At 47.5% G+C, this 20,318-nt stretch carries 1 protein-coding gene; it reads right to left on the bottom strand.

Annotated features, from left to right (window positions below; genetic code table 11):
• Positions 1-165: 165 nt before the first annotated feature.
• On the bottom strand, positions 166-20,250 hold the full coding sequence (locus ACED28_RS12030; protein WP_371709930.1) for a tandem-95 repeat protein: 20,085 nt from the start codon (positions 20,248-20,250) through the stop codon (positions 166-168).
• Between the last annotated feature and the right edge of the window lie 68 nt (positions 20,251-20,318).

Here is a 20,318-nt window from a genome sequence, read left to right as displayed (position 1 = left end):
AGGACATTTTTATCTGTTCTCAAGTTTATTTAGCGAGACAAAAGCAAATAAAAAAGCCACGCAAAGGCGAGTCTGCATGGCTTTAACGAGGGCAACATTACGCTGCCCTATCTGCTTGTTGGTTTAGACTAAATGTCGGTTCAGACTAAAACTAAGCCCTCTCGATTAAATCGAGCTTTGGTCGAAGTCGTTGCCTTGATCAGTTCCAGTTTGAGAATCTGAATCGAAGCTTCCAGAGTCATCCGTGAAGTCAACACCTTGATCTTGACCACCTGAACTTGTCCAGTCGCTGCCTCCAGATTCCATACCGGCCATGTCCGGTTGCTGCTCTTGAGTAGAACCTTGCATGGTGTATTGATCATCGACCTCAACTTCAACAGAACCGCTCGCACCGTCTATTGAGCCACCCAATTCGTCGTAACCTTGGAATTGGATTTCACTAGTACCTTCGTAGCCCTCCGGAAGTTCAACCGATACAGACTGATCTAAGTTGCCGCTGATTGTGAAGCTACCATCACCGTTATCCAGTGCATTACTCACAGTAGATCCCTCAGGTAAGCCAGACATTTCAGCATAATCAACCGATTCGTTACCACTCACCTCATCTGGAATCGAGATAGAGATGGTATCGCCCGGTGCCGCGGTTACATCGGCTGTACTGTCTTCAGTTTCAGCATCTTGAGCTTGTTCATCAGCTTGTTGAGTCACTTCCACTTGTTGCTCTTCTGTTGCTTGAGCAGCTTGGACTTGTGGTTCATCACTTTGCACTGATTCATCGGCTACTTGGATACTTACACTGTGGCTTGATACTTCACCGCCGTCGTTAACTTCAACATTCATCGCTAAGTTGCCGTCAAAGTCTTCATTTGGCCAGTAAGTCCACTCACCTTCGCCAGATTCAGCAAAGAAGCCTGCATCGTTGGCGTCTGCAACATCAACAACTTGTGCAGAATCACTCACGCCTAACTCATCCACCAGCTGTAACTCGGTGATAGTTAATGAACCATCATCAGCTAAGGCATAACCTTCACTCGCCGCTGCTTCATCACCACCTTGGATATCCACATTGAAGAAGCTTTCGATGCGATTTTCGCCATCGGTCGCTATAAACCCAACTTGAACATCTCCGGTGTAGTCTTCAGCAGGTGTGAATTGATAGTTACCTTGGTTATCGCTCTCTATTACGCCCTGACCTTCCATCAAGCTTACTGACTCAATGCTCAAGCTGTCGCCTTCCGCATCGCTCAGGTTCGCCAGCATGTCTTCATCAGTGAACGACAAGGTAGCATCCGCTGCGATTTCCGTCGTCGTGATGCTGTTAACTTCTGGTGCTGCATTCTCTTGTAAGTCGCCTTCTTTCACGACTACGCCAGTTTGCTCATCATGAAGCACGCCATCTTTATCAACTACGTACGCAATGTCTGCTTCGCCCGTGAAGCCTGGTGCTGGTGTGAACGTCCAAGTGCCATCGCCATTATCGACAATCTCACCTTGGCTGCGGTCTGCTAGATGAACCAGTTTCACTTCATCATCGCTATCAGCATCCACATTCTCAGCTAAACCTATTAGGTCATCAGCGGTTAGGATGATGGAATCACCCGCTACGGTCTCGAAATCACCAGAATCGATGCCATCTTCAAACGCTTCTGGCTCATCTCCGTAATCAACCGTCGTTGCGCTTACTGTTACGAAGAACTCACCATGGAAGTCTTCAGGCGGCGTCATTTGAATGTTTGAGATATCCCAGTCGAACAGGTCGATGTATTGACCCGGCTCAGTGATCATCACGGTATTCACACCATCGGTTACCTCGAATCCAACAGGGAAACCTGTCATCACTAGGTTACTTAGCGTTTCTGAATCATCGACTAGACCAACATTCAATCCTAAGTGACCGGTTTCATCTTCACCGAACACTAATGGACCGTCATGGTCAGTTGAAATAACCGCGCCATCTGCGACAGGACGTACGTACACAGGAACATCGAGAACGGTTTCAAACTCACCGTCACTCACGACAACTTGTAGGTCAGAAACACCCGCAAAGTCGCCTGTTGGTGTGAATGTCCACGTACCATCACCGTTGTCTGTTACTTCTCCGCCATCTTCACCGTCTGCGGTGATAATGCGAGAGATAACAAGGTCAGCGGTATCAATGTCACCGAACAAGTTCATCAAGTCGCCAGCATCGAAGGTGAACGCGCCATCTTCGTCTGTGGTCATCATTGCGTTGCCGACATTGAATGGTGCGTCGTTAACCGGAATGACATCCACATTCAGCGAGCCATCAACCACTTCTTCGCCGTCAGTCGCTTGATAACCCAGTTCTACCAAGCCATTGAAGTCTTGCGTAGTCACTAAGTGATACATGCCGTCTGGTTGCTGAGTTAAGGTCGCATTCGCTGGAGCTCGAACTGTGATGCTTTCAATGCTGATTTCGTCGCCATCAAGGTCTGTTACTTGATCCGCGATGTAAGCTGGGTCAATCACCATGACCACATCTTCTTCGCCTTGCATCTCAATCATTGGTGCTTCAGGTACATCGTTCACTGGCGTGACATCGATGTTACCGTCGACTGAAATTGTCTCTTGGCCATCACTAACGTTAAACGTCATTGGCACATCGCCATTGAAGTTTTCGTTTGGTGTAAATGACCAAGTACCATCTTCGTTGTCTAGCAACTCACCCAAGCTAGGGTCGATTTGTAGACCCGAAGCTGACAGCTCATCTGCGGTGTTATCGATGTCGGTAGCTTGAGCTAACAACATGTCTTGTGTGATTAGAATGGTGCTGTCTTCGGCTGTGGTTAGTTCCACTTCCTCAGACTCTGGTCCATCGTTCACAGCCAGAACTTCGATACCTGCCGTTGTTGTTGCAGTTGCACCGTCATCATCGGTCACGACCACATCTAGGCTGATATCACCGTTAAAGTTCTCGTTTGGCGTGAAGGTCACAGACCCATTATCGTTTTGAACCAAGGTGCCGTCAGAGCCTGAGTAAGTCACGCTTTCAAGCGACACTTCACCATCAACGTCAGAGCTATTAGCAATCAACTGTTCAGGGCTAATGTTAATCGTGCCATCTTCGTTCATTTGGTAAGACGTAGAACCCACTACCGGCGCATCATTAACATCCGTTACCGTTACATCAATATTGGCATCGACTGTCTCAGTGCCATCAGACACTGTGAAGCCAAGGTTTACATCGCCATTGAAGTTCTCGTTTGGAGCAAAGCTGTAAGTGCCATCACCGTTGTCAGTGAACACACCCTCTGCGCCCGTGTAAGACACATCCGTGATAGACAAGTCATCGCCGTCAATATCCGCAGCGCCTGCTAGTAGATCTGCATCCGTGAAGATTAGCGTTCCATCTTCCTCAACAGTGAAGCTTTGGTCAGCGGCTGTTGGTAAGTCATTAACAGGGTTAACCATTAGGTCGACGCCTGCTTGGACTGTCTCGGTACCGTCTGAAACATCGAAGCTTAGGTCTATGTCGCCGTTGAAGTCAGCATCCGGAATGATTGTAAATGAACCATCATCGTTCGCTGTTACGGTCGCATTGTCACCTGCAGATAGGTTGCTTGCGGTCAGTGCATCACCATCAACATCGGATGCGTTAGCCAGCAACTGCTCTTGAGATAGCGTAATTGAACCATCTTCATCAACCGAGTACGCCACGTTTCCGGCCACTGGTGCGTCGTTAACTGCAATAACTTCAATACCAGCGGTGGTTTGAGCCGTTGCACCGTCGTCATCAATAACCGTCACGTCAAGGTTGATGTCGCCGTTAAAGTTTTCGTTTGGTGCGAACGTTACCGAACCATCTTCATTTTGAACCAAGATACCGTCTGCACCTGAGTAGCTCACGCTATCAAGCGACACTTCCCCGTCCACATCAGAGCTATTAGCAATCAACTGCTCAGGGCTCAATGTGATGGTGCCATCTTCGTTCATTTGGTAAGACGTTGCGCCTGCCACTGGTGCATCGTTAACGTCTGTTACCGTTACGTCGATATTTGCATCAACCGTCTCTGTACCGTCAGATACTGAGAAGTCCAAACTTACGTCACCATTGAAGTTCTCGTTCGGTGCAAAGGTGTAAGTGCCATCGCCATTGTCGGTGAACACACCCTCTACGCCAGTGTAAGACACATCGGCAACTGACAGCTCATCACCATCAATATCAGAAGCACCCGCTAGCAGTTGCTCGTCTGTAAAGGTAAGCGAACCATCTTCTTCAATGGTGTAAGCGACATCTTCTACAACCGCGATGTCATTCACTGGATTCACAGTAAGGTCGGCCGTTGCAACAACTGTTTCAGTACCATCAGAAAGGTCGAAGCTTAGATCAATGTCGCCATTAAAGTCGGCATCCGGGGTAATGGTAAATGAACCATCATCGTTTGCCGTAACGGTAGCGTTATCACCTGCGGTTAGGTTGGCAGCGGTAAGATCATCGCCGTCCACATCCGATGCTTGAGCAAGCAGCTGCTCTTGGCTTAGTGTGATTGAACCATCTTCATCCACTGAGTAAGCCAAGTCACCTGACACTGGCGCGTCGTTAACCGCGATAACTTCAATACCCGCAGTGGTTTCAGCCGTTGCACCCTCTTCATCAGCAACGGTGACATCTAGGCTGACATTGCCGTTAAAGTTTTCATTTGGTGCGAAGCTGTAAGTACCATCACCATTGTCAGTAAAGATACCGTCTGCGCCTGAGTAGGAAACGTCGCTAACGGATACATCACCTTCAATGTCTGAGCTGTTCGCAAGAAGCTGTGCTTCAGAGACGGTAATCACGTTATCTTCGTCAACGCTGTAGGTCGTTGAACCTGCAACTGGCAAGTCATTAACAGCAATGACGTCGATACCTGCGGTTGTTTCAGCGGTTGCGCCATCTTCATCCATAACAGAGACATCAAGACTGATGTCACCGTTAAAGTTTTCGTTTGGAGCAAAGGTGTAAGTACCATCACCATTATCAGTGAATACACCATCAGTGCCGCTGTAGCTTACATCGCTGACAAACACTTCCCCTTCAACATCCGAGCTATTCGCCAGAAGTTGTGCATCGCTTAGCGTAATACTGCCGTCTTCTCCAACGCTGTAAGTTGTAGAACCTGCTACCGGTACGTCGTTGATTGGAACCACTTGAACATCAATATTCGCCGATACAACATCTGTACCATCACTCACATCGTAAGTTAGGTCGACATTACCATTGAAGTTCTCGTTTGGAGCAAAGGTATAAGTACCGTCGCCGTTATCCGTAAACACACCTTCGGTGCCTTCGTAGTTAACAGATTCAACAGAAAGGTCGTCGCCATCGATATCCGTTGCACCAGCGAGTAACTGCTCATCAGTGAAGGTCAGTGAGCCATCTTCATTGATGGTATAGTCGTGGTCATAAATAACCGAAAGGTCATTAACTGCTGTTACGGTCACGTCAAGTTCCGCAGGCGTAACCCCACCGTTTCCATCGTCCACGTTATAGCTAATGGAGAATTCACCGTTGAAGTTCTCTTCCGGTGTAATGGTGTAAGTACCATCACCATTGTCAGTGATAAGAGCGTTCTCAATTGAAACATCTCCAACACTTGGTTCGTTACCACCCGTTTCACCAGAATCATCACCTTCCTCGCCGGTTAGCAATTCAGAGATATCAATGCCGTTTTCATTCGCGAGCGCTTCTTCTGCCGTTGGCAAGTCAAATGCATTTTGAGTGCCTACATCTTGGCTTGGAACAATAACGCCGTTCACGATATCGAATACATGCCAGTGGTCACCCGATGGGCTTTCAGATAAATCAGGGCTAAAGGTTTCAACCAATGTATCGCCAACAAATACCTGAACCTGTACATCTTCAACACCATCCACATCCCAACTTCTGCTGGTGTAGTTGTGTACTGAATAGTGCATATCAGCATCTTGATAATTTGGAATAGTGATGGTTTCAGGACCACCACCATTCGTGTCATCTACATCTTGCTGAACGACATTACCTTCACCCAAATCATGGCTCATGTCGCGATAGTAAATATGGTCTAGCTCGTTGCCATTTTCTGTATCGTAGAGCCATAGATGGTTGTCCATATCACGTGGGCTTTCACCCCATGTGACCACGATACGCATATCTGTTTCTTCAAGTACTTCAGATATTGCAGTTACGCCACCGTTGGTATCTTCACCAGCTGGAACTAGGAAACTGCTGGTAATAGAGCCGTCTTGTTCAATAGTAACGGTACCTTGGTCAACAACAGGACCGCTCACAGAGTAGTTACCTGATTGATCGGTCACCGCTGTGTAAGAGTGACCCGCATTGTCGGTTAACGTCACATCCGCACCTGCGATTGGATTACCAGTTTCAGCATCCAACACAGTACCGGTGACGGTCGTTTCATCGCCTTGCTCTCCGATAATTGCGGTCATGTCATCGTCTTCGATGTCAGTCGCGAATTGTAGGAGCTCTTCTTGAGTAATGGTGTATGAACCATCTTCTTCAATGGTTATCGCCACATCAGCAGAAACAATTGGCGCGTCGTTAACTGGGTCAACGGTCAAGCCTAAGTTAGCGGCAATTGGTGTGTCGCCATCGCTGATGCTGTAGGCAACATCGATGTTGCCATTGAAGTTTTCGCTTGGAGTGATTGAGAACGTGCCATCGCCATTGTCGACAATCGTTGCATCGTCACCCACTAAGGTTAAGTCGGAAGCGACAAGGTCATCACCCTCAATATCAGCGGCATTCGCAAGTAGCTGCTCCTGCGTGATAGTGATGACATTATCTTCATCAACGTTCGCGTAAACATCAGATGTCGTTGGCAAGTCATTGACTGGGTTTACCGTCAGATCGGCGTTCGCCACAATCGACTCGGTGCCGTCCGAAATATCAAAGCTTAGGTCGATATCGCCATTGAAGTTCGCATCTGGCGTTACCGTAAAGGTGCCATCGCCATTATCAACAACGGTTGCATTATCGCCTGCGCTTAAGTTGCTTGCGGTCAGATCATCGCCATCCACATCAGATGCTTGAGACAGCAACTGCTCTTGAGTCAGAGTAATGGAACCATCTTCATCAATGCTGTATGCCAAGTCACCCGATACTGGTGGATCGTTAATTGGAAGAACATCAATACTTGCGCTGGTGGCTACTGTCGCACCGTCTTCATCAGTCACCACTACATCGAGGCTAACATCGCCATCGAAGTTTGCATTAGGTGCAAAGCTGAATGTGCCGTTACCGTTGTCAGTAAAGATACCGTCAGCGCCTGTGTAGTTCACGCTATCAATCGCCACTTCACCTTCAATATCCGAAGCGTTCGCCAACAGTTGCTCTGCACTGATGGTGATAACTTCATCTTCGTTGACTGAGTAACTGGTTGAGCCTGCGATTGGCGGATCGTTCACCTCAAGTACAGTGATTCCCGCTGTGGTCGCTTCTGTTGCCCCTTCTTCATCGGTAACAACAACCGCTAAGCTCACATCACCATTGAAGTTCTCGTTTGGCGAGAAGGTGTAAGTGCCGTCACCGTTGTCTTCGAACACACCGTCACTGCCAGTGTAAGTCACGCTATCAATCGCAACCTCACCTTCAATATCTGAAGAGTTGGCTAATAGCTGTTCGTTACTGATCGTGATTGAGTTGTCTTCATGCACAGTGTAAGACGTGCTACCCGCCACTGGTGGATCGTTCTCAGGCGTCACGCTCACATCAATGTTGGCTTGAACCGTATCCGTGCCATCTGACACATCAAAGCTGAAGTTCACATCACCATTGAAGTTCTCGTTTGGCGCAAAGCTGTAGCTTCCGTCACCATTGTCGGTAAGCACACCATCAGCACCAGTGTATGTCACACCTTCGACTGTTAGGTCATCACCTTCAACATCCGTCGCACCCGTTAACAGGTCAGCGTCAGTGAAGTTAAGAACCCCATCTTCACCAATAGTGAATGCTTGGTCTTGTGGCTCTGGCGCATCATTGACAGGTGTTACCGTCAAGTCTAGGCCAGCCGCGACCATGTCTTCTCCATCGGTTACATCGTAACTAAATTCGATATTACCGTTGAAGTTTTCACTCGGTGTAATGGTGAAGCTGCCATCGTCGTTCATTTGAACGGTCGCATTTTCATCATTGGTGGTTAGGTTGATTGCTGATAGGTCATCACCATCAATGTCAACAGCGTGCTCTAGCAACTGCTCTTGAGTTAGCGTGATGCTGTTGTCTTCGGCTGTCACAGCACTGATGTCACCATCAACTTCTGGAGCATCATTCGCTGGCGAGATATGAATCGTCACATCTTGGGTTGCCGTCGCGGTGGTGCCCGTATCAACATCAGTCGATGTCGCATTTACAGTTAGAACCACATCACCATTGAAGTCACCTGAAGGGATAAACTCTAGCCCTTCTAGCTCACCTGGTTGCAATGACCATGTGCCATCACCGTTATCGGCACCTGCAGAAAGCGAGCTGCCTTCCGGCACATCTTCAATCAAAATAGCAAGGTTTTCTGAACCATCGGTATCAGTAAGCGCCGCATCAATATCAAGTGGTACAGGTGTATCTTCGGTACCAATGATTTGGTAATCCGCGTCAGACACTGTGATTTCAATGTTATCGATGCCAAACGACTCATCACTTACACCTTGATTCAAGGTTGAACCGAAGCCTAACTCAAGTTGGCCGTCTTCAACGGGTACCGTTAGGTTGATTTGGTGTGCTTGGTCGTTCCAACCACTGAAGCCTTCACCTTGCGACACGCCGTGAACAACTTCACCGACTTCATTGCCCGCTGAATCGTACAACGTTGTAGTGCCATCTTGAGTTTGGAACGCCGAGTTATCTAACGAAGTAAGCTCTTCGCCGCCGACAAAGATTTGGAATGACTCACCATCCCAAGAATCAATTTCGTAGAAACTGAACGAGATATTAACTTCGCTCACATCACTTGGAATGTCGTAAGTTTTGCTGACAGCTTCATCGCCACCAGTGCCACCAATACGACCTAGCATGTCACCTGATTCGAAGCCTTGTGAGCTTTCAGTACCGGTATTCCAACCGTTTGAGCCAGACTCGAAGTTGTCTGAAGCAATGACCAAGTCAGACGCAATCGACAGCTCTGGCATATCAACCACAGATTGAACATCAATTGTCGCTTCTGCTGGTACTGTCGCGGTACCGTCATTCACATCGAACGTCACATTCACATTACCGTCGAAGTTTTCATTCGGTGCGAATGTGTAAGTGCCGTCGCCGTTATCAACCAAAGTACCGCTATTTGAAGCAACATTTTCAACCGATAGGTTATCGCCATCAATGTCGCCCGCATTTTGCAGCAGTTGCTCTTCTGTAAAGGTAAAGCTGGTGTCTTCTTGAGTCACAAACTGTGGCTCACCGACCGTTGGCAAGTCATTGACAGGGTTAACGGTAAGATCAGCCGTTGCTTGAAGCGTCGCATCACCATCGGTAATGTCGAAGTTCAAATCAATGTCGCCATTGAAGTTCGCATCTGGTGTGATAGTAAAGCTACCGTCATCGTTTGCAGTGACGGTCGCATCACCACCAACGGTCAGGTTAGCCGCTGTTAAGTCATCGCCGTCAACATCACTCGCTTGAGCAAGTAATTGCTCTTGGCTCAAGGTAATTGAGCCATCTTCGTCCACGCTGTACGCCAAGTCGCCCGATACCGGAGCATCGTTCACAGGCAGAACGTCAATGCTTGCGTTGGTTGCTACGGTTGCGCCTTCTTCATCAGTAACGACAACATCAAGGCTAACTTCGCCGTTGAAGTTTTCGTTTGGTGAGAAGGTGTAAGTACCGTCACCATTGTCTTCAAAGACACCGTCAGTGCCAGAGTAAGTCACGCGATCAACGGCAACATCACCTTCAATATCCGAAGAGTTAGCTAGAAGCTGCTCATCGCTGATGGTAATTGAGTTGTCTTCATGAACTGTGTAAGACGTGCTCCCCGCAACAGGCGGATCGTTCTCTGGTGTCACGCTGACATCAATGTTGGCTTGAACCGTATCCGTGCCATCTGACACATCAAAACTGAAGTTCACATCACCATTGAAGTTCTCGTTTGGCGCAAAGCTGTAGCTTCCGTCGCCATTGTCAGTAAGAACACCGTCGGCACCTGTGTAAGTCACGCCTTCAACCGATAGGTCATCCCCATCGATATCGGTAGCACCTGTTAGCAAGTCTTCATCTGTGAAGTTCAAGATGCCGTCTTCGCCAATGCTGAACGTTTGATCTTGTGGTTGTGGAAGGTCATTAACTGGATTAACGGTGAGGTCAGCCGTCGCAACCAGCGTATCTGTACCGTCGCTAATGTCGAACGTTAGGTCAATGTCACCATTGAAGTTCGCATCTGGCGTAATGGTAAAGCTGCCGTCATCGTTAGCAACAACCGTCGCGTCTCCATCAACAATCAAGTTAGAAGCAGTCAGGTCGTCGCCATCTACATCGCTTGCTTGAGAAAGAAGCTGCTCTTGGCTCAAGGTAATCGAACCGTCTTCCTCTACGCTGTATGCCAAGTCTCCTGATACTGGAACATCATTGATTGGTAGGACATCAACCGTAATATGAGTATCAACTTGAGCGCCGTCTTCATCTTGAATGGTCACATCCAATTGCACTTGGCCGTTGAAGTTTTCATTCGGTGCAAAGCTACATGTGCCGTCACCATTGATTGAGAAGATTCCGTCTGGGCCGTCGTAGTTGATCTCAACAAGTTGTACGTCACCTTCAATATCAGAGGCGTTCAGCAGAACTTGAGACTCATTAAAGGTCAGTACCGAGTCTTCATCGATAGTGTAAGACGTTGGGCCAGCAACTGGCGGATCGTTCACTTCTAGAACCGTAATGCCCGCAGTCGTCGATACGGCTGCATCGTCTTCATCTACAACAACCACATCTAGGCTAACTTCGCCATTAAAGTTCTCGTTTGGAGAGAAGGTATATGTGCCGTCACCGTTGATTTCTAGAACACCGTCACTGCCACTATAGGTAACACTATCAATCGCCACTTCCCCTTCAATATCTGAAGAGTTCGCTAGCAATTGTTCGTTACTGATGGTAATGGAGTTGTCTTCATGAACGGTGTAAGACGTGCTGCCCGCCACTGGAGGATCATTCTCTGGCGTCACGCTGACATCAATGTTAGCGGTTACCGTATCGGTACCATCTGATACATTGAACGAGAAGTTTACATCGCCATTGAAGTTTTCGTTTGGCGCGAAACTGTATGTACCATCGCCATTATCAGTTAGAACACCATCTGCGCCAGTGTAAGTCACACCTTCAACGCTTAGGTCGTCCCCTTCAATGTCCGTCGCACCTGTTAATAGGTCTTGGTCTGTGAAGGTTAATACACCATCTTCATTGACTGAAAATGCTTGGTCTTGTGCTTCTGGGCCATCATTCACTGGTGAAACAGTTAGCTCTAGATTAGTAGAGACAACATCATCACCATCAGACACATCAAACGTAAAGCTAACATCGCCATTGAAGTCAGCATCTGGCGTTAATGTGTAAGTACCATCACCGTTATCTGTGATAGTTACGCTGTCGTCATCAGTCGCTAAGTTAAGCGCTGTGAGTTGGTCGCCGTCTAAATCGCGAGCATTAGCTAACAAGTCTTCTTGCGTAATGATGATAGAACCATCTTCTTCCACTGTTGCTGCAACAGGAAGTGCTTCAGGTGCATGCTCAATGTGTGCGCCTGTCGCGTTAATGTAAATGGTTTGGGAAACCGTTTCAGAATCATCATTCGATAACTCTGTCGCGGTTGCGGTTACATGAACTTCAAGCTGCTCATTGAAGTCTTCTGGTAACTGGATCTGTAGCGCATTTTCGATAGCCGTTGTTGGTAAGTTCACCGTACCATCAGGGCCAACCGTCACTTCACCGCTGTAGATTTGGCTGTTCACTTCACCGACATCGATTGTGAAGTTGAAGTCTGAATAGTCAGCATCACCGCCGCCATACAAATCTTCAAATCCGTAAACGAGCTCGCCATCTTCATTAACAGTGGTACGCGTATGTTCGATACCATCTTGGTTTAGTTGAGCGCTTGAACCACCATGGAAGATCGCGTCACCATTCTGCCCTTGAACGACAGTTTCAGTGCCATCGGCAGCAACAAATACAAGTTGAGGATCAACCGTATCCATGTTTGCAGGCGAACCATCCGCTGCGCGGAACTCGTACTGACCTTCCTGCATCGCGTCAAAGTCATTGTGTTGATGTCCGTTTGGAATCAAGAACAGATTGAAACTTTCACCTTCTTCAACTTGGAAGCTGAACTGGTCTTGTCCTGGAACAAGGTCACCACCGCCACCAACTTGTGACGCGTTTTCGTAAACAACTTCAACACCTGTGATGTTACCGTCTTCGTCAACTTTGTAGTAACCCGCTGCGTTTTGGTATCCCGCAGTTTCACCTTCAAACGTTACTGTAATTTCTGTGTCGTTGTAACTGGTGATGCCGTTTTCTTGGTCATTCAGAACGCCTTCATTATCGTATTGAATAACCGAACCTTCTGGCACACCATCTACGGTTACGGTAAGTGTTTCAGACAAGTCTTGGTCGACAAGCGCCGCTGCAATGTTCAGTTCAACAATGCCGCCAGGCTCAACCAAAATAGCTTGGTCATCAACGTTAACGCCGTCGCCATCGGTTATCACAAGATCCGGCGCATCCGCAACTGCTTCAATATGGACGTTGAGGTCTTGTTCAACCTCATCCGTACCGTCCGTCACAGTAAAGCTGAACTGCAGATCACCACTGAAATGCTCTTCAGGAACGAAGCTGAACGTGCCATCGCCGTTATCGGTGACTGTACCTTCATCGCCAGAATAATTGATGCTAGTAACACTGAGGTCATCGCCATCAATATCAATCGCACCACTCAACAGATCTTCTTGAGTGAACAGGATGCTGCCATCCTCTTCGATGTGGTACATGCCTGGGGCAACAATTGGAATGTCATTCACCGGATTAACGGTCAATGTCATATCATTAGACGTGCTCAGCTCACCGTCGCTCACCTCATAGGTGAATGCAATATCACCATTGAAGTTCTCTGAAGGTGTCACGGTGTACGTGCCATCACCATTGTCTACAATGCTGGCGTTCGGATCATTGGTTTCAAGCGAAGAAGCAAATAGCTGATCGCCATCTTGGTCGCTCGCGTTCTCCAACAGCATTTCTTGTGTAACGAGGATTGAGCCATCTTCGTCGACATCAGCCACCATTGGCGTCGCTTCTGGTGCATCGTTGACGAACTCAACTTTTAGGTCGATGTTTGCGGCAACCACATCAGTGCCATCGCTCACATCAAACGCTAAGTCAACGTTACCGAAGAAGCCCTGCTCTGGTGTTAATGTGTATGTTCCATCGCCATTATCTGTGACTTCTACCGTGTCGCTTGCGCTCGTCACATTCACCACAGACAGTTCATCACCTTCAACGTCTGTCGCTTGTGCCAGTAATTCAGCTTCGGTAATAGTAATCGCTTGACCATCTTCCGTAGTGAAAGACATGTCTGGAACGTCTGGCGCATCGTTGATTGGATTTACGGTTAAGTTGAGGTCGGCAGCCACGGTCTCAATCGCGTCAGTGACATCGTAAGTAAATTCAATCTCACCAAAGAAGTCTGCACTTGGTGTAATCGTGAAGCTACCGTCTGGGTTTTCTACAACAACCGCATTTGGATCGTTGGTCGCAAAGTTAACCGCTTCAAGGTTATCGCCATCTACATCGGTTGCATTCGCTAACAGATCCTCTTGAGTGATAGTGATTGAACCATCTTCATCAACAGCGGCTTCAATTGGACCACTAACCTCTGGGCCTTCGTTGACAATTTCAACGTCGACTCTTGCAGTACTTGGTGCGCTTGCTTGACCGTCACTGATATCGAAGGTCAGGTTCACTTCACCGTAGAAGTCCTCTGCAGGTTCGAAGGTAAAGGTATTATCACCATTATCCGTTAACGTACCTTGTGTTTGGTCTGCAAGTAATAGGTTTTCGACATGAAGAATGTCACCATCAACATCGGTCGCGCCAGACAATAGGTCTTTCGCTTCGATGATCATAGAGCCGTTCTCAAGCATTTGGGTGTGCAATGACTCGCCCGGAACCGGCACATCATTAACAGGTACAACGGTCAGATCTAGATGGGTTGCAACTTCATCGGTACCATCGAATACCTTGTAATCAATGTCGATTTCACCATTGAAGTTTTCATTCGGCATGAAGGTAAATGTACCATCACCATTGTCGACTAAATCACCGTCATCACCACCGTAAGTGATGTCAGAAATAGACAGCGCATCACCTTCTACATCTGTGGTGTTCGCCAGTAAATCATCAGCACTGAACGCAATACCTTGGTCTTCGTCTGTCGATAGAACCATTGGACCAGAAACGATTGGCGCATCATTCACTGACTCAAAGTTGATGTTAATTATGTTGTCATCAGTCAGTTCACCATCAGAAACTTGGTAACCCAGCTCAATTTCACCGTAGAAGTTTTCATCTGGTGTCACCGTCCAAGTACCATCACCGTTGTCAATCAGTGTTGCATGCTCTGAGTTTTCACCCACCAGCTCAAGATTTTGAATATCAAGGTCGTCACCATCAATATCTGATGCTTGTGCCAGTAACTGTTCTTCTGTAATCACAACAGAAGCAAATTGAGCAGAACCTTCAGTATCGATAGTGATATTAGGAAGATCAGCCGTTAGCTCAATTTCGTTGTCACCCGCGTGGATGTTCAACTCAACCGTTTCGGTAATTTCTGAACCGTCTACACCAATCGATGTGAACACGGCTTCATCATGACAAGTTTGTGACACGGTCATGTTTTGAACAACATAAGTACCATTTCCTTGAACTGTACCGAGTTCAAAGTAAGACACTGGTTGGTCAACCGTTAACGTGTAGTCTGTCTCGAAAGTACCACGGTCTTCTTTGTGGTAAGTCATCGAGTCAATTAGGTCACCGTCCTCATTGAACGCTTTGATTTCTACTTCCGTAAAGTGACGCGATTCTTCCATGAACCAACCACCTAAACCATCTAGGTGGAAACTGATTTCATTGATGTCTTGACCTTCAACTGAAATAGTCAGTTTTTCATCACCACTCAACCCTTGGCGATCGGTATCACCAAGGCCGTGACCTATGTGGGTGTTACCATTCCAAGCACCAAGCGGATCATCGTTACTTTGAACCGTAACCGTTAAATCACCATCCGAGAACTCACGAGTGTAAGGGTCAACTTCTGTACCCCAATCGTCTACGCTAGCGTTATCGTCGAAGGTACCAATTTGCGTAGTATGTGTGCCTTCAGCAAGAGCCCCCTCACTTGGAACAAAGCGTACTTCTGTATCAGCCGGTACTTCTTGCCCTACTTCCAGCACCACCCACTCATCATTAACATTCGCTTCAATGATGCCGTTTTCTGGCGCTTGGTCTAAACGTAGTGCAGGTTCTTCACGAAGCGTCACACCAACCGTTTGATCTTCTTGCGCTTGGATGAAGATCTCTTCGCCCGCTTCTGGCGCATCATTAACTGGATTAACCGTTAGATCGAGAGTGGTCAGAACTTCATTGTCACCATCATTGATGCTGTATGTGAAGTCCAACTCGCCATTGAAGTTTTCTGTGTGCGTGATGGTGAATGAACCATCGTCATTAGCAACAATTGTCGCGTCAGGGTCGTTGGTTTGCAGGTTAGACGCCGTTAACTCATCACCCTCAACGTCAGTAGCATTTGCAAGCAGCTGCTCTTGAGTAATAGTGATTGAATTATCTTCGTCGACTTCTGCTTCAATACCGGACGTTTCAGGGCCGTCATTGACAGCAATGACATCAATGCCCGCTGTCGTTGTCGCCGTTGCACCGTCTTCGTCAACGACGACAACATCTAGTGAGATGTCTCCGTCGAAGTTTTCATTTGGTGTGAAGGTGTATGTGCCATTACCGTTATCAACGAACGAGCCGTCGTCACCAGCGTAAGTAACGCTCGATAGAGCAACATCACCCTCTACATCTGAAGAGTTCGCTAATAACTGTTCATCACTGATCGTGATTTGGCCATCTTCCTGAACTGTATAAGCTGTCGAGCCCGCGACAGGAGGGTCGTTCTCCGGCGTTACACTTACATCAATATGGGCGGCTGTTGAACCCGTGCCATCAGAAACATCAAATGAGAATTGAACATCACCATTGAAGTTCTCGTTTGGTGCAAAGCTGTAAGTGCCGTCACCATTATCACTAAGAACACCATCAGCGCCCGTGTAGAGCACATTTTCAATCGACAGCTCATCACCATCAATATCTGACGCGCCTGCAAGTAGATCAGCATCGGTGAAGAGTAACGTACCGTCTTCTTCAATCGTGAACTGTTGATCTTGCGCTTGTGGCAAGTCATTCAACGGGTTCACTGTGATATCAAGACCAACTTGAACCTCACCACCATCGTTATCGATGATATCGAAGCTCAGGTCTAGGTCGCCGTTGTAATCAGCGTCTGGTGTAATGGTGTAGCTACCATCCTCGTTTTGTTGGATGGTTGCGTTTTCATCGGTCGAAAGGTTAATAGCTTCTAGATTTTCGCTATCAATATCACCAGCTCGCACCAGTAACTGCTCTTGGCTTAGTGTGATTGAGCTGTCTTCGTTGATGGTGTAAGCCAAATCACCCGATACTGGTGGATCGTTAATTGGCAGTACATCAACATTAATTTGTGTTTCAGCCGTCGCACCATCTTCATCTTGAATGGTCACACCCAGTTGAACCTGACCATTGAAATTTTCGTTTGGCGCAAAGCTACATGTACCATCACCATTTACAGTGAAGATACCGTCTTCCCCATCGTAATTGATACCGACTAGTTCTACATCACCTTCGACATCCGAAGCATTAACAAGAATCTGAGATTCACTGAACGTCAGTACCGAATCTTCGTCAATGGTGTATGACGTTGGACCTGCGACCGGTGGATCATTCACTTCTAGAACGGTAATGCCGGCGGTGGTCTCATCAATCGAACCGTCTTCATCAGCAACAATAACGTCAAGGCTGATATCGCCACTGAAGTTTTCATTAGGAAGGAAGGTATAACTGCCGTCACTATTGTCTTGGAACACACCATCGGTGCCACTGTAGGTCACGCTATCAACCGATACCGCGCCTTCAACGTCAGAAGAGTTTACTAACAATTGCTCATCAGAAATTGTGATGGCGTTGTCTTCATTGACCATGTACGAGGTAGAGCCCGCAACGGGTGGATCGTTCTCTGGTGTCACGCTCACATCAATGTTTGCACTAACCGTTTCTGTGCCATCAGACACATCGAAACTGAAGTTGACATCACCATTGAAGTTTTCGTTTGGTGCAAAGGTATAAGTACCATCACCATGGTCTGTTAATACACCGTCACCGCCTGTGTAGCTGATGCCTTCTACGGTGAGGTCATCGCCATCGATATCGGTGGCACCAGTAAGCAGGTCAGCGTCAGTGAATTGCAGCGTACCGTCTTCTTCAATGCTGAATTGTTGATCTTGAGGAACCGGCAAGTCATTGATTGGGTTAACAGTAAGATCGGCGGTTGCTTGAACCGTGTCAGTACCATCCGTGATGTTGAATTGGATATCAACGTCACCATTGAAGTTCGCTTCTGGAACGATGGTAAAGCTACCATCGTCATTGGCGGTTACTGTTGCGTTGCCATCTACCGTTAAGTCGCTCGCAGTTAGGTCTTGGCCTTCAACATCAGACGCCTGAGACAACAACTGTTCTTGGCTCAATGTGATTGAACCGTCTTCGTTAACGTTGTAAGCCAAATCACCCGAGACTGGTGCATCATTAATTGGCAGAACATCCACGTTGATGACCGTATCAACTTCTGCGCCGTCTTCATCACGAATAGTCACGTCAAGTTGAACTTGGCCATTAAAGTTCTCATTCGGTGCAAAGCTACAAGTCCCATCTCCATTGACTGAGAAGATGCCATCAGGGCCGTCGTAGCTAATGCCGACAAGCTCAACATCCCCTTCTAAATCAGAAGCATTCAGTAGCATTTGTGACTCACTGAAGGTCAGTACTGAGTCTTCATCAATGGTGTAAGACGTTGGGCCTGCGACTGGCGGATCATTCACTTCAAGTACGGTGATACCCGCAGTTGTCGCATCGGTTGCACCTTCTTCATCGGCAACCACTACATCTAGGGCAATTTCACCATTGAAGTTCTCGTTTGGCGAGAAGGTGTAATTACCGTTACCGTTGATTTCAAGGACACCATCACTACCCGAGTAAGTCACGCTGTCTATCGATACATCACCTTCGATGTCTGAAGATGTTGCCAATAGTTGTGCATCAGAAATGGTAATCGAATTGTCTTCATTAACTGTGTAAGACGTAGAGCCAGCAACTGGCGGATCGTTCTCTGGAGTCACGCTAACATCAATGTTTGCAGACACCGTATCGGTGCCGTCTGAAACATCGAAACTAAAGTTTACGTCGCCATTGAAGTTTTCATTTGGCGCAAAGCTGTATGAGCCCCCACCCAGGTCAGTCAGTACGCCATCAGTACCTTCATAACTGATACCTTCAACCGTCAGGTTATCACCTTCAACGTCTGTCGCACCTGTAAGCAGATCCGCGTCTGTGAACAGTAAAGTACCGTCTTCTGCAATACTGAACTGTTGATCTTGAGGCACTGGCAGATCATTAACTGGGTTAACAGTTAGGTCTGCGGAAGCTTGAACGGTATTGGTGCCATCAGAGATATCAAAACTGATATCAATGTCGCCATTGAAGTTCTCATCTGGCGTAATCGTGAAGCTGCCGTCATCGTTAGCTACAACTGTTGCATCACCACCAACCGTTAGGCCGCTAGCCGTAAGGTCATCACCTTCTACATCTGATGCTTGAGACAGCAATTGCTCTTGGCTTAGACGAATCGAACCATCTTCGTCGATTGAGTACGCTAGGTCACCCGATACCGGCGCGTCATCAACTGCAGTTACGCTAACATCAATGTTTGCAGCAACCGTGTCTGTACCGTCTGATACATCGAAGCTGAAGTTTACGTCACCATTGAAGTTTTCGTTTGGAGCGAATGTGTAAGTACCATTACCGTTGTCGGTCAGGATACCGTCGCCACCGTCGTAGGTCACACCTTCAACAGTCAGGTTATCGCCTTCAATGTCTGTCGCGCCTGTTAATAGGTCAGCGTCAGTGAAGATAAGTGTGCCGTCCTCTTCTATTTCAAACGTTTTATCTTCTGGTACAGGTGCGTCATTAATAGGACGAACCGTTAAATCAATTGCACTACTTATGGTTTCTTGGCCGTCACTGATATCAAAAGTAAGGTCTAGCTCGCCATTAAAGTCAGCGGAAGGTACAACTGTGAATGTACCGTCACCATTATCTTGAACCGTTGCATCTGCGCCGACTTGAACATTTGAAGCAACAAGCTCATCACCATCAACATCACTTGCGTATTCGAGTAATTGTTCTTGAGTAAATGTTATGGAGCCATCTTCATCCATGATGTAAGCCAGATCTTGTTCAGCCTCTGGAGCATCATTTTCACTTTCCACTTTGATTTTGAACGTTTCACTTGTTGTCTCAGAATCAAAGTCATCTTCTACTTCACTGATGGTCTCTTCATCTGAAGCTTGAACATCAACGGCAAATGTCTCTTCGACTGTCTGTGAATCGAGGTCATCATCGACTTGTTGGCCATCAGATTCAGAAGATGTAGCACTCGGCGCTGCAGATGTACGTGCTGCTTGGCCTTGTTCTTCATTACCCTCAGCGTCGGCTCCACCTGTCGCAGCCTCTGCGTTATCGCCACCTACGGCTTGAGCGCCAGCACCTGCTCCGCCACCACTGCCAGCAGCATTATCCGAGCCAGCTTCCGAAGCCGCACCACCGACTACATTAGATTGAGCTGCATCTGAATCTCCATCGCTTTCTGGCGTCTCTTCTTGAACAGCCGCACCAGAAGCTGCTGCTTCTTCTGAATTACCAGCACCACTTGGATTGTCTTCCAACGCTTGGTTCACTTCGTCTGCCGCGTCGGTATTTTCAGCACCCGTCGCTACCGTCGACGCAATCGTGTTCTGTTGATTTTGTTGATTCTGCTGTTGGGAGGGCGTACCCGCGTCGTTCGTGTCCGTCTGTTCTACCGCGTCATTGAGATCTTCATTTTGGTTGTTTTGGTTATTTTCGCCTGCCATTACAGCCTCCGTTGCTACTAGCTAACTGATCGTATTTAGAGGCATTAAAGGACACCATTTTGAAAAAC

The organism is Vibrio sp. 1F253 (assembly GCF_041439295.1).
GTDB classification, from domain to species: Bacteria; Pseudomonadota; Gammaproteobacteria; order Enterobacterales; family Vibrionaceae; genus Vibrio; species Vibrio tasmaniensis_A.
The sequence above is the reverse complement of the archived record's forward strand: the minus strand, read 5'-3'. Positions and strand labels throughout refer to the sequence as shown.